This is a genomic window from Streptomyces sp. NBC_01635 (assembly GCF_045209715.1).
GTDB lineage: Bacteria > Actinomycetota > Actinomycetes > Streptomycetales > Streptomycetaceae > Streptomyces > Streptomyces hirsutus.
Window position 1 is genome coordinate 3,361,231 of sequence record NZ_CP109277.1, and the last position, 22,731, is coordinate 3,383,961.

At 71.0% G+C, this 22,731-nt stretch carries 18 protein-coding genes and 3 pseudogenes; 13 read left to right on the forward strand and 8 right to left on the reverse strand.

From position 1 onward, the window contains the following. Positions 1 to 11: 11 nt before the first annotated feature. On the forward strand, positions 12 to 575 hold the full coding sequence (locus OHB56_RS15785; protein WP_406353953.1) for a GNAT family N-acetyltransferase: 564 nt from the start codon (positions 12 to 14) through the stop codon (positions 573 to 575). On the opposite strand, the gene OHB56_RS15790 is transcribed toward OHB56_RS15785, so the two are convergent. Both OHB56_RS15790 and OHB56_RS15795 read right to left on the reverse strand, forming a co-directional pair. Next, positions 556 to 1,596 carry a zinc-dependent alcohol dehydrogenase family protein gene (locus OHB56_RS15790; protein WP_406353955.1) on the reverse strand — a complete coding sequence of 347 codons (1,041 nt, stop codon included), beginning with the start codon at positions 1,594 to 1,596 and terminating at the stop codon, positions 556 to 558. The genes OHB56_RS15785 and OHB56_RS15790 overlap by 20 nt on opposite strands. 39 nt (positions 1,597 to 1,635) lie before the next feature. Further along, positions 1,636 to 3,930, reverse strand: a complete 2,295-nt coding sequence (locus OHB56_RS15795) for an MMPL family transporter (protein ID WP_406353957.1) — start codon at positions 3,928 to 3,930, stop codon at positions 1,636 to 1,638. Positions 3,931 to 4,289: 359 nt separating this feature from the next. Here OHB56_RS15795 and OHB56_RS15800 point away from each other — a divergent pair, with 359 nt between their 5' ends. The 3 genes from OHB56_RS15800 to OHB56_RS15810 all read left to right on the forward strand — a co-directional run bounded on the left by OHB56_RS15800 (position 4,290) and on the right by OHB56_RS15810 (position 7,697). Next, positions 4,290 to 4,928 carry a TetR family transcriptional regulator gene (locus OHB56_RS15800; RefSeq protein WP_406353958.1) on the forward strand — a complete coding sequence of 213 codons (639 nt, stop codon included), beginning with the start codon at positions 4,290 to 4,292 and terminating at the stop codon, positions 4,926 to 4,928. A gap of 68 nt (positions 4,929 to 4,996) precedes the next feature. Then, entirely contained in the window at positions 4,997 to 5,236 is a 240-nt protein-coding gene (locus tag OHB56_RS15805) for a heavy-metal-associated domain-containing protein (RefSeq protein ID WP_055691320.1), read from the forward strand. A gap of 97 nt (positions 5,237 to 5,333) precedes the next feature. Beyond that, positions 5,334 to 7,697, forward strand: coding sequence for a heavy metal translocating P-type ATPase (locus OHB56_RS15810; protein WP_406353961.1), 2,364 nt, complete (start codon positions 5,334 to 5,336; stop codon positions 7,695 to 7,697). Positions 7,698 to 8,332: 635 nt separating this feature from the next. Here the strand turns inward: OHB56_RS15810 and OHB56_RS15815 are convergent. Together OHB56_RS15815 and OHB56_RS15820 are read right to left on the reverse strand one after the other, a co-directional pair. Beyond that, entirely contained in the window at positions 8,333 to 9,622 is a 1,290-nt protein-coding gene (locus OHB56_RS15815) for a citrate synthase (protein ID WP_326752839.1), read from the reverse strand. 243 nt (positions 9,623 to 9,865) lie between these two features. Beyond that, the gene (locus tag OHB56_RS15820; RefSeq protein WP_406353963.1) at positions 9,866 to 12,118 is read right to left on the reverse strand and encodes an ATP-dependent RecD-like DNA helicase; all 2,253 of its coding nucleotides are present in this window, start codon (positions 12,116 to 12,118) and stop codon (positions 9,866 to 9,868) included. A 101-nt stretch (positions 12,119 to 12,219) separates the two neighbouring features. Here OHB56_RS15820 and OHB56_RS15825 point away from each other — a divergent pair, with 101 nt between their 5' ends. Continuing rightward, a complete protein-coding gene (locus OHB56_RS15825; RefSeq protein ID WP_406353965.1) occupies positions 12,220 to 12,528 on the forward strand; it encodes a hypothetical protein in 309 nt (102 codons plus the stop codon). Positions 12,529 to 12,559: 31 nt separating this feature from the next. On the opposite strand, the gene OHB56_RS15830 is transcribed toward OHB56_RS15825, so the two are convergent. Together OHB56_RS15830 and OHB56_RS15835 are read right to left on the reverse strand one after the other, a co-directional pair. Continuing rightward, positions 12,560 to 12,748, reverse strand: a complete 189-nt coding sequence (locus tag OHB56_RS15830) for a DUF397 domain-containing protein (RefSeq protein WP_326752842.1) — start codon at positions 12,746 to 12,748, stop codon at positions 12,560 to 12,562. 5 nt (positions 12,749 to 12,753) lie between these two features. Next, on the reverse strand, positions 12,754 to 13,224 hold the full coding sequence (locus OHB56_RS15835; protein ID WP_406359083.1) for a DUF5753 domain-containing protein: 471 nt from the start codon (positions 13,222 to 13,224) through the stop codon (positions 12,754 to 12,756). On the opposite strand from OHB56_RS15835, the gene OHB56_RS15840 reads away from it, so the two are divergent. Further along, positions 13,120 to 13,425 carry an ATP-binding protein gene (locus OHB56_RS15840; RefSeq protein ID WP_406359085.1) on the forward strand — a complete coding sequence of 102 codons (306 nt, stop codon included), beginning with the start codon at positions 13,120 to 13,122 and terminating at the stop codon, positions 13,423 to 13,425. The two genes, OHB56_RS15835 and OHB56_RS15840, sit on opposite strands and share 105 nt — an antisense overlap. Before the next feature lie 149 nt (positions 13,426 to 13,574). Here OHB56_RS15840 and OHB56_RS15845 read toward each other — a convergent pair whose 3' ends face one another. Beyond that, complete coding sequence (locus OHB56_RS15845) at positions 13,575 to 14,009, reverse strand: helix-turn-helix domain-containing protein (RefSeq protein ID WP_326752843.1); 435 nt, start codon at positions 14,007 to 14,009, stop codon at positions 13,575 to 13,577. A 133-nt stretch (positions 14,010 to 14,142) separates the two neighbouring features. Here OHB56_RS15845 and OHB56_RS15850 point away from each other — a divergent pair, with 133 nt between their 5' ends. Together OHB56_RS15850 and OHB56_RS15855 are read left to right on the forward strand one after the other, a co-directional pair. Beyond that, positions 14,143 to 15,021, forward strand: coding sequence for an aldo/keto reductase family oxidoreductase (locus tag OHB56_RS15850; protein ID WP_406353967.1), 879 nt, complete (start codon positions 14,143 to 14,145; stop codon positions 15,019 to 15,021). Between the two features lie 216 nt (positions 15,022 to 15,237). Continuing rightward, positions 15,238 to 15,396, forward strand: a pseudogene (locus tag OHB56_RS15855) (alpha/beta hydrolase); the annotation flags it as partial. A gap of 984 nt (positions 15,397 to 16,380) precedes the next feature. Here the strand turns inward: OHB56_RS15855 and OHB56_RS15860 are convergent. Further along, positions 16,381 to 16,555, reverse strand: a pseudogene (locus OHB56_RS15860) (Scr1 family TA system antitoxin-like transcriptional regulator); the annotation flags it as partial. A 14-nt stretch (positions 16,556 to 16,569) separates the two neighbouring features. On the opposite strand from OHB56_RS15860, the pseudogene OHB56_RS15865 reads away from it, so the two are divergent. The 5 genes and pseudogenes from OHB56_RS15865 to OHB56_RS15885 form a co-directional block, all read left to right on the forward strand. Further along, positions 16,570 to 16,923 (forward strand): annotated as a pseudogene (locus OHB56_RS15865) (ATP-binding protein); the annotation flags it as partial. Positions 16,924 to 16,979: 56 nt separating this feature from the next. After that, on the forward strand, positions 16,980 to 17,948 hold the full coding sequence (locus OHB56_RS15870; RefSeq protein ID WP_406353969.1) for a DUF4232 domain-containing protein: 969 nt from the start codon (positions 16,980 to 16,982) through the stop codon (positions 17,946 to 17,948). A gap of 144 nt (positions 17,949 to 18,092) precedes the next feature. Continuing rightward, positions 18,093 to 19,109, forward strand: a complete 1,017-nt coding sequence (locus OHB56_RS15875) for a LacI family DNA-binding transcriptional regulator (RefSeq protein ID WP_406353970.1) — start codon at positions 18,093 to 18,095, stop codon at positions 19,107 to 19,109. A 69-nt stretch (positions 19,110 to 19,178) separates the two neighbouring features. Next, positions 19,179 to 20,747, forward strand: coding sequence for a sugar ABC transporter ATP-binding protein (locus tag OHB56_RS15880; protein ID WP_406353972.1), 1,569 nt, complete (start codon positions 19,179 to 19,181; stop codon positions 20,745 to 20,747). Then, positions 20,737 to 22,692 carry a substrate-binding domain-containing protein gene (locus OHB56_RS15885; RefSeq protein WP_406353974.1) on the forward strand — a complete coding sequence of 652 codons (1,956 nt, stop codon included), beginning with the start codon at positions 20,737 to 20,739 and terminating at the stop codon, positions 22,690 to 22,692. The genes OHB56_RS15880 and OHB56_RS15885 overlap by 11 nt, the downstream gene beginning before the upstream one ends. Positions 22,693 to 22,731 lie beyond the last annotated feature (39 nt).

Genomic DNA, 22,731 nt, shown 5'->3' on the forward strand with positions numbered 1-22,731 from the left:
ACAGTTCAGCTGTGAACTTCACCGACAAACCCACTCTCACCGGGGACCGGACCGTGCTGCGCCCCTTCACGGAGGCCGACGCCGACACGATGTGGGAGATCATCCAGGACCCGGAGGTCGTCCGCTTCACCTTCGACCCCTCCGTCGAACTCACCCCGGAGAAGACGCTTTCCTGGTACGGCTCCCGGTCCGCGCAGCCCGACCGGCTCGACCTCGCCGTCACCGACCGTGCCACCGGGGACCTCGTCGGCGAGGTCGCCCTCAACGAGTGGGGCCCAAAGGCACGCAGCTGTACCTTCCGCACCCTCATCGGGCCGCGTGGCCGCGGCCGGGGGCTGGGCACCGAAGCCACGCGGCTCATCGTCGCCCACGGCTTCGAGTGCCTCGGGCTGCGCCGCATCCAACTGGAGGCCTACGGCGACAACCCGCGCGCCCTGCGTGTGTACGAGAAGGCCGGCTTCGTGGTCGAGGGCGTGCGGCGGGAGGTCACGTTCCGGGACGGGGAGTGGGTCGACGAAGTGATCATGGCGATCCTCGACCGGGAGTGGGCCGCGCTCAACGCCACGGTTCGATGACCGTCACGCCCGCGCCCGGGGCCGTGCCCATGGCCGCCAGGGCCGACGGGGCCGCGTCCAGGCCGATGGTCCGCGTCACCAGGAGATCGGGGCGGACCGCGCCCGCGCGGACCAGTTCCAGCATCGGCGGGTAGGTGTGCGCGGCCATGCCGTGGCTGCCGAGGAGTTCGAGCTCGAGGGCGATGGCGCGGGCCATCGGTACCGGGGTGGTGCCCGTGGGCGAGGGCAGCAGTCCGACCTGGACGTGACGGCCCCGGCGGCGCAGGCCGTTCACGGAGGCGGCACAGGTGACGGGTGAGCCGAGGGCGTCCAAGGAGAGATGGGCGCCACCGCCGGTGAGGTCTCGGACCGCCTCCGCCGTGTCCTCCGCCGCCGCGTTCACACACTCCACCGCGCCGAACTTCCGTGCCAGGTCGAGGGCTTGCGGGGACACGTCCACCGCGACGACCCGCGCACCGGACGCCGCCGCGATCATCACCGCGGACAGGCCCACCCCGCCGCAGCCATGCACCGCGACCCACTCCCCCGCCGCCACCCGGCCCTGCTGCACGACCGCGCGGTAGGCGGTGGCGAAGCGGCAGCCGAGGGAGGCGGCGGTCGCGGAGGTCATGCCCTCGGGGACGGCGACCAGGTTCACCTCGGCGTGGTCCAGCGCCACGTACTGGGCGAAGGAGCCCCAGTGGGTGAACCCGGGCTGGGTCTGCCGCTCGCACACCTGCTGGTCGCCGGCCGCGCAGGCCGGGCAGCTTCCGCAGGCGCAGACGAACGGGACGGTGACCCGGTCTCCGGGGTGCCACCGGGTGACTCGCACGCCGACCGCCTCGACGACTCCGGCGAGTTCGTGGCCGGGGACGTGCGGCAGCGTGATGTCCGGGTCGTGGCCCTGCCAGCCGTGCCAGTCGCTGCGGCACAGGCCGGTGGCCTCCACGCGGACCACGACTCCGTGCTGCGCGGGTTCCGGGTCCGCGACCTCCCGCACCTCGGCCGGTTCCCCGTACCGCTCGAACACCACCGCCCGCATGACCGGCCCCTTCCCTCGCTCACCGCCGTCGGCGGAACGCTATCCCCCGGCCTCCGCCTTGTCGCGGGCGGCCTTGCCGTGGGCAGCCTTGTCGCGGGTGGCTTCCTCGGCCTCGGCGGAGTCCTCGGGCCCACCGGCCCGGTCGGCCCGGTCGGCCTCGACCCCGACGGCCTTCGGTGCCGACTCGCCCTCGCTGAGCCCGAACCGCTCGTGGAACCGGCGCAGCGGGCCCGGGGCCCACCAGGTCGCCCGGCCGGTGAGCCGCATGACCGAAGGGACCAGGAGGGTGCGGACGATCATCGCGTCCATCAGCACGGCCAGCGCGATGCCCAGGCCCAGCATCTTGGTGTTGGTCACGCGCGAGGTGCCGATCGCGACCATGACCACCGCCAGGATGACGGCCGCCGCGGTGATCAGTCCGCCCGTGCGCTGCAGGCCGTGCCGGACCGCCTGTTCGTGGTTCCCCGTGAGGTCGTACTCCTCCTTGATCCGGGAGAGCAGGAACACGCCGTAGTCCATGGAGAGGCCGAAGGCGACGCAGAACATGATGATCGGGAGGGTCGTCTCGACGGAGCCGGGGCTGGTGAAGCCGAGCAGGCCGGAGAGATGGCCGTCCTGGAAGACCCAGACCACGGCGCCGAACATGGCGGTCAGGCTGAGGGCGTTGAGCAGCACCGCCTGGACGGGTATCAGCACGCTGCCGGTGAGCAGGAACACCAGGAACAGGGTGACGATCACGATGAACAGGGCCGCCGCGGGCAACTGCTCGGCTATGGCGTCCTTGGAGTCGACCAGCACGGCCGCCGCGCCCGTCACGTGGGTGTCGAACGGGGCGTCCACCGCACGCAGATCGCCCACCAGGTGCTGGGCGGGGTCGTCGACGGCCTCGCCCTTCGGCTGCACCGTGAAGACCGCCGCGTCCCCCTTCACCAGCGGCCCGTCGACCCGTACCACCTCGGGGAGTCCGGCGACGCGTTCCTTGTAGGCCGCGTACTGGGCCTCGGTGGCGCGGCCCTCGGCGAGCACGTCGAGGCTGCCGCCGGGGCTGCCCGGGAAGCCTTCGCGGATGTGGTCCTGGACCACGCGCGACGCGGCGGTGGACGGCAGTTGGCGGTCGTCTGCGGTGCCGAACTTCACGCCCAGGAAGGGCAGTCCGAGCAGGACCAGCACGGCCGTGGTGCCCAGGGCGAAGAACGGCGCACGGCGCATCACCAGCGTCGCCGTGCGGCCCCAGGCGGCTCCCTCCTCCGCGGCGGCCTTCGCGGGGCGTCTGCGGCGGAACAGGCGGCGCAGGTCCAGGGCGTCGACGCGGTGGCCGAGGACCATCAGCGCGGCGGGGAGCAGAAGGAGCGCCGCCGCCGCGGCCAGCAGCACCACGGCGATGCCGGCGTAGGCGAAGGACCGCAGGAAGTACTGCGGGAAGAGCAGCATCGCCGCCAGGGACACCGCGACCGTAAGGGCGGAGAAGAGCACCGTGCGTCCGGCCGTGCGCAGGGTGGTGCCGACGGCGGTGAGAGGTTCGGCTCCGGCGGACAGCTCCTCGCGGAAGCGGCGGACGATGAAGAGCGCGTAGTCGATGGCCAGGCCGAGGCCGAGCGCGGTGGTGAGGTTCATCGCGAACACCGACACCTCGGTGACCTCGGTGAGCCCGCGCAGGATCGCGTTGGCGCCGAGGATCGCGACGATGCCGACGCCGAGCGGCAGCAGGGCCGCGACGGCGCTGCCGAACACCATCATCAGCAGCACGAGCGTCACGGGCAGGGCGATCAGCTCGGCCCGCAGCAGGTCCTCCTGGATGATGGTCTGCATCTCGTGCTGCACGGTGACCGGGCCGCCGACGCCGACCTCCACCACGCCCTGTTCGCCGCGGAACAGGGGTGTGATGCGGTCCAGGGTCTCGCCCATGGCCGTCTCGTCGCCCGTGATGCGGGCGGCGATCAGTGCCTCGTGCCCGTCCTCGGCGCGCAGGGCGGGTGAGCGGGTCTGCCAGTAGGAGCCGACGCCGGTGATCCCCTCCTCGCCGGCCAGGCGCTCGACGAGCCGCCCGGCCTCGGCGGCGACGGCCGGATCGTCCACCGAGGCGTCGCCCGCGTCGACGAGCAGCAGGAGGTTGGGCTGGGAGTCGGGGAACTCCCGCTCGATGGCCTGGGTCGCGTAGGTGGATTCCGCGTCCGGGTCCTCCCAGCCGCCGCTGCTCATACGGTCGGCGACCCCGCTGCCGGCCAGTGCGGCCAGCACGGTGAGCACCAGCGCCGCCAGCAGGGCGAGCCGCGGCCGGGCGGTCACGAACCGGGTCCAGCCTCCGACGCGTGGTGGCTCGTTGACTTCGGTCATCCTGCGGTGTCCCCTTTTCACCGTGAAACCGTGCCCCGGCCCCGGCGGGCGCTCCGTGCGTGCTGCTCGTGCACCGTGCTGGTCCGGGGCCTCGTGGTCCGCGCGTACGCGGGCAGGCGGCATGGCTGTGCCGTTGCCATAAACTGGCAAACACGAGAGGTCGCTCGTGTTTTTCCACAATGCGAGCACCCGCTCGCGTTTGTCAATCGCTGGGGAAAACGCGTACGGAACACCTGCGGAAGACTTCGTACGCGCGGCGGCCGCACACGGCGCCGCGAGCAGGACGGCACACGAAGCCGCGCACGGAGAAGCAGCACAGAAACGGGGAACACGTGCCCGACAGGACCGGGAGGACCGACATGGAGCAGACGGCCGGCGAGCGGCCCCGCCGCAGACAGGCGCGCGGCGAACGGCGCATCACCCAGTTGCTCGAGGCGGCCGCCTCCGTCTTCTGCACCACCGGGTACACGGCGGCCAGCACCAACGCCATCGCCCGCGAGGCGGGCGTCTCCCCCGGCACGCTGTACCAGTTCTTCCCGAACAAGGAAGCGATCGCGATCGAGCTGGGCGACCGGCTGATGCGCGAGATGCGGGAGACGTACGGGGAGGCCCTCGGGCCGATCGCCCCCGAGACCCCGCTGGAGGAGGCCGTCGCGGCGGCCGTCGACCGCTTCGTCGACTTCAACTGCCGCCACCCGGTCTTCTTCACCCTGATGCACGGTCCGGACATTCCCGGCGCCATGGCGCAGGAGCACGACGCCCTGCACGCCGCCCTGATCGGCCGGGTCGAGGCGCTGCTCACCCCGCTCCTGCCCGACGCCCGCACCGAGGAGATCGCCCGTACGTCCCAGATGTGCGTGGGCATCTACAAGGGCGGCCTGGAGCTGATCCTCGCCCACGAGGGCGCCGAGCGTGAGGCCTATGTCCAGGAACTGAAGAACGTCCTGTTCCGTTACCTCGACCCGCTGCTCATGGATTCATACCCCCTAGGGGTATAGTCTGGACATGGAGGCCCCGGCCCCCGTGGGCCCCCTCGACCCCATACGCCTCGACGAGGAGCAACGACATGACCGTCCGGACCGACACCCAGGGCTCCGTCACCGCCGTCTACAAGGTGAGCGGCATGAGCTGCGGCCACTGCGAAGGCGCCGTCTCCGGCGAGATCTCCGAGCTTCCCGGGGTCGCCTCGGTGAAGGCCGTCGCCACCACCGGCGAGGTCACCGTCGTCTCCGCGGCCCCGCTCGACGAGGAGGCCGTCCGCGCCGCCGTCGACGAGGCCGGCTTCGAGCTCGTCGGCCCCGCCTGACACCGAAGACGGCTCGGCCTGGCGCCAGACGACACGCCCGAGCCCGCCAGGGACACCGCGACCTCTCCGGAGTCCCGGACCTGCCTGGAGTACGGACATGACCAGCACCACCGCCACCGGAGCACCGATACCCGCCGACCCGGCGGGCCCGGGCACCCCGGCGGCCCCCACGACCTCGGAGGCCCCGCCCGCCTCCGAGGTCGAGCTGCTCATCGGCGGGATGACCTGCGCCTCCTGCGCGGCCCGCGTCGAGAAGAAGCTCAACCGCATGGACGGCGTGAGCGCCACGGTGAACTACGCGACGGAGAAGGCCCGGATCGCCTACCCCGCCGGCACCGAGGTCGCCGATCTCATCGCCACCGTGGTGAAGACCGGCTACACCGCCGAGGAACCCGCGCCCCCGCCGTCCCCCGCATCCGCGCCGGAGTCGGCACCGGACGGGCCGGACGGGCCGGGCACCGCGTCGGCGGACCCCGGGCTCACCGCCCTGCGCGCGCGGCTGACCGTCTCCGCCGTGCTCGCCCTTCCCGTCGTGCTGCTCGCGATGATCCCGCCCCTGCAGTTCGACCACTGGCAGTGGCTCTCGCTCACCCTCGCCGCTCCCGTCGTCGTCTGGGGTGCGCTGCCCTTCCACCGGGCCGCCTGGACCAACCTGCGGCACGGCGCGGCCACCATGGACACCCTGGTCTCCGTCGGCACGCTCGCCGCGTTCGGCTGGTCCCTGTGGGCGCTGTTCCTCGGCGACGCGGGCATGCCCGGGATGCGGCACCCCTTCGAGCTGACCGTCGCCCGCACCGACGGCGCCTCCGCGATCTACCTGGAGGTCGCCGCCGGCGTCACCGTCTTCATCCTCCTCGGCCGCTACCTCGAGGCCCGCTCCAAGCGCCGCGCGGGCGCCGCCCTGCGCGCCCTGATGGAGCTGGGCGCCAAGGACGTCGCCGTGCTCCGCGACGAGGGCGGCCGGGTGCGCGAGGTGCGCGTCCCGGCGGAGCGGCTGGCGGCCGGTGACCGGTTCGTCGTACGCCCCGGGGAGAAGATCGCCACCGACGGGACCGTGGTCGAGGGCTCCTCCGCCGTGGACGCGTCGATGCTGACCGGCGAGTCGGTGCCGGTGGACGTCACCGTCGGCGACGCCGTCACCGGTGCCACGGTCAACGCGGGCGGCCGGCTCGTCGTGGAGGCCACCCGGGTCGGCGCCGACACCCGGCTCGCGCGGATGGCACGGGCCGTGGAGGACGCGCAGAACGGCAAGGCCGAGGTGCAGCGGCTCGCGGACCGGATCTCCGGGGTCTTCGTCCCCGTGGTGCTGCTCATCGCCGCCGGCACCTTCGGCGGGTGGCTCGGCGTCACCGGCGACACCGCCGCCGCCTTCACCGCGGCCGTCGCGGTGCTGATCATCGCCTGCCCGTGCGCCCTCGGGCTGGCCACCCCGACCGCGCTCATGGTGGGCACCGGACGCGGCGCGCAGCTCGGCATCCTCATCAAGGGCCCCGAGGTCCTGGAGTCCACCCGCCGCGTCGACACCGTCGTCCTGGACAAGACCGGCACGGTCACCACCGGCCGGATGACCCTCCAGCAGGTCCACACCGCCGACGGCACCGACGAGAAGCAGCTGCTGCGGCTGGCCGGCGCCCTGGAGCACGCCTCCGAGCACCCGATCGCCCGCGCGATCGCCGCCGGCGCCGAGGAGCGGGCGGGGGCGCTGCCTTCGGCCGAGAGCTTCGAGAACGTCCCGGGGCGGGGCGTTCGCGGGCGCGTGGACGGCCACGAGGTGGTCGTGGGGCGGCTCGGCGGGGGTCCGGCGGACGAGGAGGCGGGCCCCGGGCTGCCGCCGGAGCTGGAGCGGGCCCGCGACGAGGCCGAGAAGGGCGGGCTCACGGCCGTCGTGGTCGGCTGGGACGGAACCGCTCGCGGGGTCCTCGCCGTCGCGGACGCGGTCAAGGAGACCAGCGCGGAGGCCGTCCGGGACCTGCGCGCCCTCGGACTCACCCCCGTCCTGCTCACCGGCGACCACCGCACCGTCGCCGAGGCGGTGGGCCGGGCCGTCGGCATCGACCGGGTGATCGCCGAGGTCCTGCCCGAGGACAAGGCCGCCGTCGTGCGGGAACTGCAGGACGAGGGACGGACCGTGGCCATGGTCGGCGACGGCGTCAACGACGCCGCCGCCCTCGCCACCGCCGATCTGGGCCTGGCCATGGGCACCGGCACCGACGCGGCGATCGAGGCCGGCGACCTGACCCTCGTCCGCGGTGATCTGCGGGTGGCGGCGGACGCCATCCGGCTGTCCCGCCGCACCCTCGCCACCATCAAGGGCAATCTCGTCTGGGCCTTCGGCTACAACGTCGCCGCGCTGCCGCTGGCCGCGGCCGGACTGCTCAACCCGATGATCGCGGGAGCGGCGATGGCCTTCTCCTCGGTCTTCGTCGTCACCAACAGCCTGCGGCTGCGCTCGTTTCATTGAGGTCTCAACTGGGATCACCCCCTGGAGTCCGGTACGACATTTCACATAAGCTCTTCACAAGGCTCCCGCATCTTCCTTACTCTTGGGGCGCATCGGCAATTCAGGGCCCTTGCGCACCTAAAGGACAAATGCAAGAGACGCAGATCACAGTGATGTGAACGTAACCATCGAAGGGGTTCGAAGGTCTAAGTTGGCGATGTCGGGAAGCGTCTTGGGGGGCGCGACCTGACATCTGGGGATGTCTTGGGGGACTTCCCCGGAGTTGCGTTGCCGGGGCACGTACTTCGGAGAGCTTTGAGCGGCCCTCTCGACCGTGCGCGTCCCGGCAGACCGCACAGGCGCGGTGAGTTCCGCTCATCGCGCCCAGAGACAGCGATTCAGGCGCTGATCTTCACAGACGCCCGGCCGGATCCCGTGGGGGGAATCCGCACCGGGACATGGGAAGGCGCCCTGACGTCGGCCCGTGGGGGGACCGGCGCAGGGCGCCTTCTGCTTTTCCGGGCTTTTCCGGGCTTCTCCGGGCTCGGTTCGCCGCAGGGTGCCGCCGACCCCCGCCCGCCCGCCGTACGAGACGGAACGACGGACGGCACGCCCTCCAGGGCGTGCCGTCCGTCGCTGTCCTGTGCCGCGTCCGGTCAGCGCTCCTCGACCGGGATGAAGTCGCGCTCCACCACGCCCGTGTAGATCTGGCGGGGGCGGCCGATGCGGGAACCCGGCTCCTTGATCATCTCGTGCCACTGGGCGATCCAGCCCGGCAGCCGGCCGAGGGCGAACAGGACCGTGAACATCTCGGTCGGGAAGCCCATGGCCCGGTAGATCAGGCCGGTGTAGAAGTCCACGTTCGGGTAGAGGCTGCGCGAGACGAAGTAGTCGTCGGAGAGCGCGTGCTCCTCCAGCTTGAGCGCGATGTCCAGCAGCTCGTCGGACTTGCCGAGAGCGGACAGCACGTCGTGCGCGGCGGCCTTGATGATCTTGGCGCGCGGGTCGAAGTTCTTGTAGACCCGGTGGCCGAAGCCCATCAGGCGGACGCCGTCCTCCTTGTTCTTCACCTTGCGGATGAAGGCGTCGACGTCGCCGCCGTCGGCCTGGATGCCCTCGAGCATCTCCAGCACCGACTGGTTGGCGCCACCGTGCAGCGGGCCCCACAGGGCGGAGATGCCGGCGGAGATCGAGGCGAACATGTTCGCCTGCGAGGAGCCGACCAGGCGCACCGTGGAGGTCGAGCAGTTCTGCTCGTGGTCCGCGTGCAGGATGAGCAGCTTGTCCAGGGCGGAGACGACGACCGGGTCGGGCTCGTACTCCTGGGCCGGGACGGAGAAGGTCATGCGCAGGAAGTTCTCGACGTAGCCGAGGTCGTTGCGCGGGTAGACGAACGGGTGACCGATCGACTTCTTGTACGCGTAGGCCGCGATCGTCGGAAGCTTGGCGAGCAGCCGGATGGTGGAGAGGTGGCGCTGGCGCTCGTCGAACGGGTTGTGGCTGTCCTGGTAGAACGTCGACAGCGCCGAGACGACCGACGACAGCATCGCCATCGGGTGGGCGTCACGCGGGAAGCCCTTGTAGAAGTTCTTGACGTCCTCGTGCAGCAGGGTGTGCTGCGTGATCTCGCCCCGGAACTCGCTGAGCTCGTCGACGGTCGGCAGCTCGCCGTTGATCAGCAGGTAGGCGACCTCCAGGAAGGAGGAGCGCTCGGCCAGCTGCTCGATGGGGTACCCGCGGTAACGGAGGATGCCTCCCTCACCGTCCAGGTACGTGATCGCGGATTTGTATGCGGCGGTGTTGCCGTAACCGCTGTCCAGCGTCACCAGGCCGGTCTGGGAGCGGAGCTTCCCGATGTCGAAGCCCTTGTCGCCGACCGTGCTGTCGATCACCGGGTAGGTGTACTCGCCGTCGCCGTACCGCAGTACTACAGAGTTGTCGCTCACGTCTTCCCTCACCGACGTAGTGCCTCATCTTCGAGGTGCCCTGACTGTCTCTACCATCCCCCACTTGGCTCAGGAGAGTGCACTCGGGGTCGACCATCGGGCCTATCGGCGGCACTGAGTGCCGCCAACTTGCCCATCCTGCCCCCTGCGTTCCCCTTCCGGAAGGCCTCTGTGACGTTTCCGACTCGTTTGATCGATCATTTTTCTTCCGGGAGAGGGACGAAGGGCAGCAACAACGACGGTTCAGGCGCCCGCGAGCCGGAAGTCGAGCGCCGTACAGCGCCGGCCAGCCGAGACCGTGCGGACCGCCTGTCCGATCGCCCTGCGGGAGCCAACGAGGACGACCAGCCGCTTGGCCCGGGTGACCGCCGTGTAGAGCAGGTTCCGCTGCAGCATCATCCAGGCGCCGGTGGTCACCGGGATGACGACGGCCGGGTACTCGCTGCCCTGGGAACGGTGGATGGTCACCGCGTAGGCGTGGGCCAGTTCGTCCAGTTCGTCGAACTCGTACGGCACCTCCTCGTCCTCGTCCGTCAGCACCGTCAGCCGCTGGTCGACCGGGTCGAGCGAGGTGACCACGCCGACGGTGCCGTTGAAGACCCCGTTCTCACCCTTCTCGTAATTGTTGCGGATCTGGGTGACCTTGTCGCCGACGCGGAAGACCCGGCCGCCGAACCGCTTCTCGGGCAGGTCGGGGCGGCCGGGGGTGACGGCCTGCTGGAGCAGGCCGTTCAGCGTGCCGGCGCCGGCCGGACCCCGGTGCATGGGGGCGAGGACCTGCACGTCCCGGCGCGGGTCGAGCCCGAACTTCGCCGGGATGCGGCGCGCGGCGACGTCCACGGTGAGCCGGCCGGCCTCCTCCGTGTCGTCCTCGACGAAGAGGAAGAAGTCCTTCATGCCGTCGGTGAGCGGGTGCTGTCCGGCGTTGATCCGGTGCGCGTTGGTCACCACGCCCGACTGCTGGGCCTGGCGGAAGACGCGGGTGAGGCGGACGGCGGGGACGGGACTGCCGTCGGCCAGCAGGTCCCGGAGCACTTCGCCCGCGCCGACGCTGGGGAGCTGGTCGACGTCCCCGACGAAGAGGAGGTGCGCGCCCGGGGCCACCGCCTTGACCAGCTTGTTGGCCAGCAGCAGATCGAGCATGGACGCCTCGTCGACCACCACCAGGTCGGCGTCCAGCGGCCGGTCCCGGTCGTAGGCGGCGTCCCCGCCGGGCTTGAGCTCCAGCAGGCGGTGGACGGTGGAGGCCTCGGCGCCGGTCAGCTCCGCGAGACGTTTGGCGGCGCGCCCGGTGGGGGCGGCGAGCACCACCTTGGCCTTCTTGGCGCGGGCCAGCTCCACGATGGACCTCACCGTGAAGGACTTGCCGCAGCCGGGGCCGCCGGTGAGGACGGCGACCTTCTCGGTGAGCGCCAGTTTGACGGCGGCCTCCTGCTCGGGGGCGAGATCGGCGCCCGTACGCCCCTTGAGCCAGCCGAGGGCCTTCGTCCAGTCCACGTCCCCGAACCCCGGCATCCGGTCCTCACCGGTGCGCAGGAGGCGCAGCAACTGGGCGGAGAGGGCCAGTTCGGCGCGGTGGAAGGGCACCAGGTAGACGGCGGTGACGGGGTCGCCGCCCTCCGAGTCGGGCACCTTCTCCCGTACGACGCCGGGGTCCTCGCCCTCCTCCGGCTCTGCGGCCAGTTCGGCGAGGCACTCGATGACGAGCCCGGTGTCCACCTGGAGCAGCTTCACCGCGTCGGCGATCAGCTTCTCCTCGGGGAGGTAGCAGTGCCCCTGGTCGGTGGCCTGCGACAGCGCGTACTGCAGACCGGCCTTGACCCGGTCCGGGCTGTCGTGCGGGATGCCGACGGACTGGGCGATCTTGTCGGCGGTGAGGAAGCCGATGCCCCAGACGTCGGACGCCAGCCGGTAGGGCTGGTTCTTCACGACGGAGATCGAGGCGTCCCCGTACTTCTTGTAGATCCGCACGGCGATCGACGTCGACACCTCGACGGTCTGGAGGAAGAGCATGACCTCCTTGATCGCCTTCTGCTCCTCCCAGGCGTCGGCGATCTTCTTGGTCCGCTTGGGCCCGAGGCCGGGGACCTCGATGAGCCGCTTGGGCTCCTCCTCGATGACGGTCAGGGTGTCCAGGCCGAAGTGCTGCGTGATGCGGTCGGCGAAGACCGGCCCGATGCCCTTGACCAGCCCGGAGCCGAGGTAGCGCCGGATGCCCTGGACGGTGGCCGGGAGCAGGGTCGTGTAGTTCTCGACGTGGAACTGCTTCCCGTACTGCGGATGCGACCCCCAGCGGCCCTCCATCCGCAGCGACTCGCCCACCTGGGCCCCGAGCAGCGCCCCGACGACGGTGAGCAGGTCGTTGGCGCCCCTGCCGGTGTCGACGCGGGCGACCGTGTAGCCGTTCTCCTCGTTGGAATACGTGACGCGCTCCAGCACACCTTCGAGCGTGGCGAGACGCCGTTCACCGGGGGCCGCTGCGGACTGGTTGGACATGGTTCGACGGTACCGGTGGGGTGCGACAGCCCGGGCCCTGCCCGAGAGGCCGGAGTCGGTAGGCTCTCGCGGACCGACTCGAGCAGATGGCGGAGCCACGCGTGACGCGAGACCTCTACAACGTCCGGCCGCGGCCCACCGAGGCCGCCGCCGCACCGCTGACCGACGAGGAGGAGCAGCGCTTCCGGGCCGTACTCTTCAGTGAACTCGGGAACGAGATCGCCGACCACGGCTCTGCGCGTTTCCCGGCGTACACGCCGGAGGACCGCCGCCGGCTCGTCGATGTCGCACACCGCCTCACCGCGCACTGGGGGCGACAGGTGTTCGTCGAGGCCGAGGACCTGACACGCCTGAGGCTCTACCTCGCCGGACACGGGGAACGGACGCAGACGTTGCCCACGTGCACCTGAGCCCCGCGCCGGCAACGGCTCCGCGTACGCGTCACAGCTCCCTCGCCGTCTCCTTCAGGGCTTCGAGGAAGGGGGCGTAGGCGGTGGTGCGGAAGGTGAGGGTGGCTCGGGTGGGGGCCTTCGAGTCGCGGACGGCGACGCGGGTGGGCGAGTTCGCTATCTCCACGCACTCATTGCCGTCGTCGGGGCCCGAGTAGGACGACTTGCGCCAGTTGGCCATGCTCCTCACAGCTCCTTCGCCAGCCGGTTGATGAAGTCACGCGACCGCTGGGGGTCGAGCGCCACGGCCTCCAGCCTACGGAAGCGGTTTCGAAAGGCGCCGAGTTGCGCTTCGGAGTCGATGAAGGCCGAACCGTGGGGCACGTCGCGCACGACTGTGTCCAGCTTGGCCACGGGGCCGCCCACATACGTCATCGCGCTACCGGCCCTGGCGAAGCCGTCCAAGTCGAAGGGGATGACACGCATGGTGATGTCGTCCGCTTCGGAAAGCCCGAGGAGTTTGTCGAACTGGGCCCGAGAACCGACTCGATCACCCACCCTGATCCGCAGCGCCGACTCGTGGATCACCAAGTCGTACGGAACAGCGATCCTCTGACCCGCCATTCGGTGACGAACGCGCACCTCAAGCTCGTCCTCGGCCAGTTCGGGCACTCTGCCGGAGAAGACAGCACGTGCGTAGTTCTCCGTCTGCAGCAGGCCCGGTACGTATGGGACGCCGACCCCGAACCGTCGGAGCCGCCGGTGCCGTTCGGACGGGGACAGGAGTGGGAGTCGGGGCGAGGCCTCGCACTGGTGCGGGCCTGCGCCGACGTGTGGGGGTGGCAGCCGCTGACCCGGGAGGGCGACCGGGGCAAGTACGTGTGGTGCGAACCGGCCGCCCTCCTCCAGACCGCCTGAGCGGTCCCGTTCGGATCAGCCGCCCGTTGTTCCGGCCGCAGGACCGGTCGCGCGTCCGGTCCGGAAGCAGCGGCTCGAGCCGCCCACTGCGCGTCCCTCACGGTCGGACGCATCCCAGCCCTCGGCCAAGACGGAGAACACCGTTCTCGTCAGGAAGCTCCCGCGTCGTGCTTCTCACGGCTGGTGAGGACCTGGTCCATGTGAGTCTGCGCCCACTGCCTGAGCCCGCGGGTCACGTGGTGGAGCGAGAGGCCGAGGTCGGTCAGCTCGTAGGTGACGGTGACGGGGACCGTGGGTGTCACGGTGCGGGTGAGCAGGCCGTCGCGTTCGAGGGCGCGCAGGGTCTGGGTCAGCATCTTCTGGCTGACGCCCGCCAGCAGCCGGGCGAGTTCGGAGTAGCGCATCGCTTCCGGGGCGTGCGACGCGCCGGATCGTTCGGACGCGTCACCCCCCAGTGCGCACAGGATCAGGACGACCCACTTGTCCGAGATCCGGTCGAGGAGCTGACGGCTGGGGCACACCGCCAGGAACGCGTTGTACTCCTCCTTGGCCTGCGCCCTTTTCCCGGCCTTCGTCGTCGTCACTGCTCTCTCACCGTCCACCTCCGGGGAAGTTACGCACTTCAGAGTGCCTACTTCCCGAGGGGAAGCAGCTCTCCCATGCTGGTGCAAGGGGGACGGAGAAACCATCCCCCGGCAAGAAGCGAAAGGCACTGCGATGGAGACCGCCTTCACACCTCCTCTTCCCGGCGGCACCTGGAGGCTGGGTGACTCGACCGTCACCCGGTTCGGCTACGGCGCGATGCAGCTCGCCGGCCCGTGGGTCATGGGGCCGCCCGCCGACCACGACGGCGCCCTGGCCGTTCTGCGCGAGGCGGTCGGCCTCGGGATCACCCACATCGACACCAGCGACGCCTACGGACCGCGCGTCACGAACGGGCTGATCCGCGAAGCGCTGCACCCCTACCCGGAGTCGCTGTTCATCGCCACCAAGGTGGGCGCGACCCGCGACGCGCAGGGCGGCTGGCCCACGGCCCGGCGCCCCGAAGACCTGCGCAAGCAGGTACACGAGAACCTCGACTCCCTCGGTGTCGAGGCCCTCGACCTGGTCAACATGCGCATGGGCGACGCCCAGGGCCCCCGGCCGGACTCGATCGCCGAGGCGTTCGAAACACTCGCCGCCCTCCAGCAGGACGGCCTGATCCGCCACCTCGGCGTCAGCAACGTCACCGCGGAGCAGGTCGCCGAGGCGCGTGGCATCGCCCCGGTCGTGTGCGTGCAGAACATGTACAACCTCGCCCACCGCCAGGACGACGACCTCGTCGACCATCTCGCCGCCGACGGCATCGCCTACGTGCCGTTCTTCCCCCTGGGCGGCTTCACACCGCTCCAGTCCGAGGCCCTCTCCCAGGTCGCGGGCCGGCTGGAGGCGACGCCGATGTCGGTCGCGCTGGCCTGGCTGATGCGACGCTCACCGAACATCCTGCTCATCCCCGGTACCTCGTCCACCGCCCACCTGCGCGAGAACATCGCGGGCGCCGGGCTCTCCCTCTCCGACGAGGACGTGGCCGAACTGGACGACGTCGGCCGTGCGTGATCGGCCGGTACGCCGACCGGGGCCCCCTCTTCCGGGCTCCGGCCGCGTGCCGGTGGACCCGTAAGTCGCCCTACTCCTCCGGCGATTGGACCCCGTTGCGTCCCGGTCCCGGACTCGAAGGCGATCGCGTCGATCACCTCTCGGTGGTCACGTCGCCGACCACCCCGTCTCGGTGTCCGGCCCAGGAGCAACGGCTCGATCCGCGCCCCCTGCACGAAGCTCCTGCCGACAACGTGGGCGAGCCTCACCGGGCCGGCCCGCACTCTGCCCTACGCCATCGCGGTCATGGGCGATACCCGGCAAGGAAAACCACTCGACGCCGTGGAGTGGAAGAGGGTGGCCGTGCGCACCCGTGTGCTGACCGGCGGCAAGAGCTTGGCCTCAGCCACGACGCCGTCGTCATGGCCCCGAGGGAAATCGCCCCCGGACCACCGAGTTCCTCAAGGGCGAGCTTGCCGTTCGAGCGGTTCGGCGGGTCCGGCGCACACCCCGGCCGAATGCATGGCCGGCGCGGGTGGCGTGGATCAGGTCCCGCTCCCTCACATGGGTGGGCCAGGTTCGTGGAGGACAGGAGGCCCGTCTCGGAAAGGCGCTGCCACGCCGTACGCACACGAGCCTGTGCGCACAGACACCGCTTGCGCTCGTTCCACCTGCGGACGCTGTCGAGAAGCCGCTCGGCTTCATCCACACAGCCCTTGTCGGGTTCCAGGATCGCCCGAGCTCCAGATGGTGTCCCCTCGGGTGGTGCAGGGATTCTGCGTGGCCCCGGCGCCGCGGGGCCGGAGACGGCTGCCTTGCCGGAAACCGTGAGCAGTCGGCGGGAATGTGTCACTTGAACGCTCAGATGAGCGGTGTCAGGACAGGAGTGGCCGAAGTGCTCACGTCTTCGGGACGGTGCGTGCTCCCCTGGGCGCGGACGGGCGCCCCGGCATCGCACACATCGAGACCGCATCCCGCGGACAGTCGAGGAAAACCGCCCGCACGAACAGCCGACCGCCCCGCCGAGCAGCACCACCGATCCCGACCCGCAACGCCATCTTCAGATCCCTTGTACCACCCGGAGGAGCGCCCTCCGGCAGGTGCATCTTCTGTGGAAGAAGCACAATTTTGTGCGCTTCGTGCAGGGAAACGTGGGGCTCGAGAGCAAGTCCCCGCGAGATTCCGCTACGGACGCAGCGGTCGAGCGCAGCAAGGAAAGCCGCACGCTCGTGGTTCATGAGGTGGCGCTTCGGTGGCGTTCGGCATGGAGGTGGCACCCGTGCGCCGGACGGTTCCCACACCCGACCTCGACCCTGGGGACGCTGCCCAGCGCCTGGTGAATCACGGGGGTCGACCTCGCGCCAGGACAGGCCACCATGACCGCAGCCCTGGCGAAGCCGTCCAGGTCGAAGGGGATGACGCGGACGGTGATGTGATCCGCCTCGGAGAGTTCCAGAAGCTTGGCGAGTTGAGCCCGGGAGGCGGCACGGTCGCTGACCCTGATGCGCAGGGCGCACTCATGGATCACCAACTCGTACGGTAAGAGGAGCTGCTGACGTCTCATGTGATCTGACCCTCACCATGCACGGGCTGATCGGTCTCGTCGACGTCGCCGAACTGCTGGCGGCGGAGCTGGTGTCCAACGCCGTGCGGCACGCCAAGGGTCCCGCCGCCCTGCGCGTGCGCTGGTCGCCGCCGGGGACGCTGCGGATCGGGGCGTGGGACGCCGACCCCGAACCGCCCGAGCCGCCGGTGCCGTTCGAACGAGGGGAGGAGCTGGAGTCGGGGCGAGGCCTCGCACTGGTGCGCGCCTGCGCCGACGTGTGGGGGTGGCAGTCGCTGACCCGGGAGGGCGACCGGGGCAAGTACGTGTGGTGCGAGCCGGCCGCCCTCTCCCCGGCCTCATCTGTGACACCCCTGTGACCGGAACCGTGACCCCCCTCACACGCCCGGGGTTCATGTTTTGATGGGATGACCGGATGCGCAGACCCGCCGGCCTCCGCCCGGCCTTCGCCGCGACCACCCCCCTCCTCTCGGCTCTCGCCGCGACCGCCCTCCTGCTCACCGGCTGTGGAACGGAGCGCACGGGTGCCGGGAGCACCGGCGCCGACGCGGCCGCGTCGCAGGAGGGCACGCGGATCGACGATCCGGGCAAGGACGGCGTACGGATCACCTCGCTGACCCTCCCGTCCCCGTCCCCCTCCCCCTCGCCCTCCCGTAGCTACGTCGTCTCCGCCGAAAGGCTCCCCACGAACGTGGACTCGGGGGTCTCCGCCACCTACGAGGTCACCAACGAGGGAACCGAGACCCTGACCTACTCGATCGTCTTCACCTTCAGGAGCGGTGACAGCGGGGCCGTGACCAACCAGACCGAGACCGTGCGCGACGTCGGCCCCGGACAGACCGTGCGGGGCACGGTCCGGGCCGGGGAACTGCCGCCCACCACACCACGGGTGACCCAGGCCGAGGTGCTCCAAGTGACCAAGGTCCCCGCGGGCGAGGCGCCGGCCGAACCGGGCTTCTGCCCCGCCTCCGGGATCCGGGTCAGCGCCGACGAGGGCGACGCGGCCATGGGGCTGCGCGTCGTGGGCCTGCACCTCAACAACTGCGGCACGCGCGCCTACACCGTCGAGGGCTATCCGCTGCTGGAACTCCTGGACGACGGCCTCGAGCCCGTCGACGGCGTCGAGATCCTCGACGGCAGCGGCGAGATCACCACCGGCGCCGGGCCCGACGAGCCGCCCCGGCCCGTCAGGCTCGAGCCCAGCGAGTCGGCGACCGCCGGGCTGGTCTGGCGCAACACCACCGAGTTCGGTACGGCGGTGAACGTGCCCCACGTGCGGGTCCGGGCGAAGGAGGGAGCCGACCCGGTGACGGTGACCCCGCACCTCGACCTCGGAACCACCGGAAAGCTCGGGGTCAGGCCCTGGAAGAAGGCAGAACGCTAGGCCCTGCCCGAGGGGCCGACGGCGCTCCCCACCCCGGTCACGATTTGATGTCGGCCACCCTCACCTTCTTGTTTCCCTTCGTGTAATCGATTCCAATCCTTGGTGCACAGCCGGTGTAATCGATTCCACAAGGAGGTGGAGGCGATGGCGGGCATCAAGGACGTCGCCGCCGAGGCGGGCGTGTCCGTCGCCACGGTGTCGCGTGTCCTGAACGACCATCCGTCGGTCAGCGCGGCCGCGCGCGAGCGGGTGCTGGCCGCCGTCGGGGCGCTGGGCTACCGTCCGAACGCCGTCGCCCGGTCGCTGCGCACCCACCAGACCCGCACCCTCGGCCTGGTGATCAGCGACGTGATGAACCCGTACTTCACCGAGTTGGCCCGCTCCGTCGAGGAGGAGGCCCGCGCGCTGGGCTACAGCGTGATCATCGGCAACGCCGACGAGCGGCCCGACCTCCAGGACCACCACGTCACGACCCTGCTGGACCGCCGGATCGACGGCCTGCTGGTCTCCCCCACCGACGGCGGTTCGCCCCGGATGCTGGAGGCCGCCCGCGCGGGGACGCCGATGGTCTTCGTCGACCGCTGGATCCCCGGTGTGGACGTGCCCGTGGTCCGCTCGGACGGGCGGAGCGCCGTGCGGGACCTGGTGGCGCACCTGTACGGGCTCGGGCACCGGCGGCTCGCGATCATCGCGGGGCCGGCCGCCACCACGACCGGACGCGAGCGCGTCGACGCCTTCCGCGAGGCGCTCCGCGCGTACGGGCTCCCCCTTCCCGACTCCTGCATCGGTCAGGGCGACTTCCAGGCCGACAGCGGCCGCCGGGTCACCGAGGGCTTCCTCGACCTGGCCGAGCCGCCCGAGGTCGTCTTCGCCGCCGACAACCTGACGGCGCTCGGCGCGCTGGACGCCGTCCGCGCGCGCGGGCTGCGGGTTCCCGAGGACATCGGGCTCGCCGCGTTCGACGACATCCCCTGGTTCGTGCACACCGATCCGCCGGTCACCGCGATCGCCCAGCCCACGGGCGACCTCGGGCGGGCCGCCGTACGGGCGCTGGTCGACCGGATCGAGGGACGGCCCGGTGAGTCCGTCACCCTCCCCGCCCGGCTCGTCGTCCGCCGCTCGTGCGGCGGACCGGCCCCCACCCGGCCGTCACCGGCATAACCCCTGCCCCACACCCCCCGCACCCCCACACGCACGGTCCCCCACAATCCCCGTACAAAGGAGTACGTCGTGAGCAACCCGGACGAGTTGCTGCGCATCGAGGGCATCCGCAAGACCTTCCCCGGCGTGGTCGCCCTCGACAGTGTCGACTTCGACCTGCGCCGCGGCGAGGTGCACGTGCTGCTCGGTGAGAACGGCGCGGGCAAGAGCACCCTCATCAAGATGCTGTCCGGCGCTTACACGCCCGACGAGGGCCGCATCCTGGTCGGCGGCGAGGAGGTGCGCATCCACGGTGCGCAGGACTCCGAGCGCCTCGGGATCGCCACCATCTACCAGGAGTTCAACCTCGTACCCGATCTGACGGTCGCCGAGAACATCTTCCTGGGGCGGCAGCCGCGCCGCTTCGGGATGATCGACCGCAAGCGGATGGAGGCCGACGCCGCCGTCCTCCTGGAGCGGGTCGGCGTCAACGTGTCGCCCTCCGCGCGGGTCCGCGAACTCGGCATCGCCCGCCTGCAGATGGTCGAGATCGCCAAGGCGCTGAGCCTGGACACGCGCGTGCTGATCATGGACGAGCCGACCGCCGTGCTGACCTCCGAGGAGGTCGACAAGCTCTTCTCCATCGTGCGCAGGCTGCGCGAGGACGGCGTGGGCATCGTGTTCATCACGCACCACCTGGAGGAGATCGCCGCCCTCGGCGACCGGGTCACGGTCATCCGGGACGGCCGGAGCGTCGGCCGGGTCCCGGCCACCACGCCCGAGGACGAACTCGTCCGCCTGATGGTGGGCCGGTCCATCGAGCAGCAGTACCCGCGCCGGCGGCCCGACGCCGGGGACACCCTGCTCCGGGTCGAAGGGCTCACCCGCGACGGCGTCTTCCACGACGTGAGCTTCCGGGTGCACGCCGGTGAGGTCGTCGGCATCGCCGGACTGGTGGGCGCCGGCCGGACCGAGGTCGTCCGCGCGGTGTTCGGCGCCGACCCGTACGACAGCGGGACCGTGACGGTCTCGGGCAGCACGCTGCGCGCGCACGACGTCAACGCGGCGATGACGGCCGGGATGGGGCTCGTCCCCGAGGACCGCAAGGGCCAGGGCCTCGTCCTGGACGCCTCGGTCGAGGAGAACCTGGGCCTGGTGACGCTGCGTTCGGCCACCCGCGCGGGCCTCGTCGACCTCAAGGGGCAGCACACCGCGGCGGCCCGGATCGCCGAGCAGCTCGGGGTGCGGATGGCGGGCCTCGGCCAGCACGTGCGCACCCTCTCCGGCGGCAACCAGCAGAAGGTCGTCATCGGCAAGTGGCTGCTCGCCGACACCAAGGTGCTGATCCTCGACGAGCCGACGCGCGGGATCGACGTCGGCGCCAAGGTCGAGATCTACCAGCTGATCAACGAACTCACCGCGGCCGGCGCCGCCGTACTGATGATCTCCAGCGATCTGCCCGAGGTGCTCGGCATGAGCGACCGGGTGCTGGTGATGGCCCAGGGCCGCATCGCGGGCGAACTGCCGGCCGAGGACGCCACGCAGGACGCCGTGATGGCCCTCGCGGTCGGCACCGGCGTGGACAGCGGCACGGACACCGGCAGCAAGAACGACGGCACCACCGAACAAAACGGCAAGGAGGCCCCCCGTGGCCACTGACACGCTCAAGAGCACGGGGGGCAAGGGCGCCTCCTCGGGCGGCCTGCGCCGCCTCCTGCTCGACAACGGCGCGCTCACCGCGCTCATCGTCCTCGTCATCGCGATGTCGGCGCTGTCCGGCGACTTCCTGACGGCCGACAACCTGCTCAACATCGGGGTGCAGGCGGCGGTCGTCGCGATCCTCGCCTTCGGCGTCACCTTCGTGATCGTCTCCGCGGGCATCGACCTGTCGGTCGGTTCGGTCGCCGCCCTGTCGGCCACCGTCCTCGCCTGGAGCGCCACCTCCGAGGGCGTCCCGGTGCCCTTGGCGGTCCTGCTGGCCATCGCCACCGGCATCGCGTGCGGCCTGGTCAACGGCATCCTGGTGTCGTACGGCAAGCTGCCGTCGTTCATCGCGACGCTCGCCATGCTGTCGGTGGCCCGCGGTCTGTCCCTGGTGATCTCCCAGGGCTCCCCGATCCCGTTCCCCGACTCCGTCTCGCACCTCGGCGACACCCTCGGCGGCTGGCTGCCGGTGCCGGTGCTCGTGATGATCGTCATGGGGCTGATCACGGCGTTCATCCTCGGCCGTACGTACATCGGCCGCTCCATGTACGCCATCGGCGGCAACGAGGAGGCGGCCCGGCTGTCCGGGCTGCGGGTGAAGAAGCAGAAGCTCGCCATCTACGCGCTGTCCGGCCTGTTCGCCGCCGCCGCGGGCATCGTGCTCGCCGCCCGGCTGTCCTCCGCGCAGCCGCAGGCCGCGCAGGGCTACGAACTCGACGCGATCGCCGCCGTCGTCATCGGCGGCGCCTCCCTCGCGGGCGGCACCGGCAAGGCGTCCGGGACGCTGATCGGCGCGCTGATCCTGGCGGTGCTGCGCAACGGCCTCAACCTCCTGTCGGTGTCCGCGTTCTGGCAGCAGGTCGTGATCGGCGTGGTCATCGCGCTGGCCGTGCTCCTGGACACGCTGCGCCGCAAGGCGGGGGCGACCCCGACCGCGTCCGGCGCGCCGGGCGGCGGCGGCCGGAAGAAGCAGGCGGCGACCTATCTGCTCGCCGCGGTGGTCGCGGCGGCGGTCGTCGGCGCGCTGTCCTTCCTGCACAACGGCTCCTCGGAGAAGGAGGAGCGGAAGGTCGGTCTGTCCCTGTCCACCCTCAACAACCCGTTCTTCGTGCAGATCAGGGACGGCGCGGAGGCGGAGGCGAAGAGCCGGGGCCTGGACCTGACCGTCACCGACGCGCAGAACGACGCCTCCCAGCAGGCCAACCAGCTGCAGAACTTCACCAGCGGCAGCCTCGACGCGATCGTCGTCAATCCGGTGGACTCGGACGCGGCGGGACCCGCGGTCCGCTCCGCCAACGAGTCGGACATCCCGGTCGTCGCCGTGGACCGCGGCGTCAACAAGGCCGAGACGTCCACGCTGGTCGCCTCCGACAACGTGGCCGGCGGCCGGCAGGGCGCCGAGGCACTCGCCGAGAAGCTCGGCGGCAAGGGCACGATCGTGATCCTCCAGGGCCAGGCGGGCACCTCCGCCAGTCGGGAGCGCGGCTCCGGCTTCGCCGAGGGGCTGAAGGAGTACCCGGGCATCGAGGTCGTCGCCAAGCAGCCCGCGGACTTCGACCGCACCAAGGGCCTCGACGTGATGACGAACCTGCTCCAGGCCCACCCCGACATCGACGGGGTGTTCGCCGAGAACGACGAGATGGCGCTCGGCGCGATCAAGGCGCTCGGTTCCAAGGCCGGAAAGTCGGTCCAGGTCGTCGGCTTCGACGGCACGCCGGACGGCCTCAAGGCGGTCGAGCAGGGCACGCTGTACGCGTCGGTCGCACAGCAGCCGCGCGAACTGGGCAGGATCGCGGTGGACAACGCGCTGCGCGCCGCCGAGGGCAAGAAGATCGACGAGACGGTGATGGTTCCGGTGAAGGTGGTCACGAAGGAGAACGTGGCCGAGTTCAGCGGCTGACACCGACGCTCACGACCGGGGGCGGGCGGTCACCACGAC

What these genes read in the sequence shown, in the direction of transcription:
- OHB56_RS15790 (WP_406353955.1), bottom strand. Translation starts at nt 1,596, where the DNA reads ATGCGGGCGGTGGTGTTCGAGCGGTACGGGGAACCGGCCGAGGTGCGG.
- OHB56_RS15795 (WP_406353957.1), bottom strand. Translation starts at nt 3,930, where the DNA reads ATGACCGAAGTCAACGAGCCACCACGCGTCGGAGGCTGGACCCGGTTC.
- OHB56_RS15800 (WP_406353958.1), top strand. Translation starts at nt 4,290, where the DNA reads ATGGAGCAGACGGCCGGCGAGCGGCCCCGCCGCAGACAGGCGCGCGGC.
- OHB56_RS15805 (WP_055691320.1), top strand. Translation starts at nt 4,997, where the DNA reads ATGACCGTCCGGACCGACACCCAGGGCTCCGTCACCGCCGTCTACAAG.
- OHB56_RS15810 (WP_406353961.1), top strand. Translation starts at nt 5,334, where the DNA reads ATGACCAGCACCACCGCCACCGGAGCACCGATACCCGCCGACCCGGCG.
- OHB56_RS15820 (WP_406353963.1), bottom strand. Translation starts at nt 12,118, where the DNA reads ATGTCCAACCAGTCCGCAGCGGCCCCCGGTGAACGGCGTCTCGCCACG.
- OHB56_RS15830 (WP_326752842.1), bottom strand. Translation starts at nt 12,748, where the DNA reads ATGGCCAACTGGCGCAAGTCGTCCTACTCGGGCCCCGACGACGGCAAT.
- OHB56_RS15850 (WP_406353967.1), top strand. Translation starts at nt 14,143, where the DNA reads ATGGAGACCGCCTTCACACCTCCTCTTCCCGGCGGCACCTGGAGGCTG.
- OHB56_RS15870 (WP_406353969.1), top strand. Translation starts at nt 16,980, where the DNA reads ATGCGCAGACCCGCCGGCCTCCGCCCGGCCTTCGCCGCGACCACCCCC.
- OHB56_RS15875 (WP_406353970.1), top strand. Translation starts at nt 18,093, where the DNA reads ATGGCGGGCATCAAGGACGTCGCCGCCGAGGCGGGCGTGTCCGTCGCC.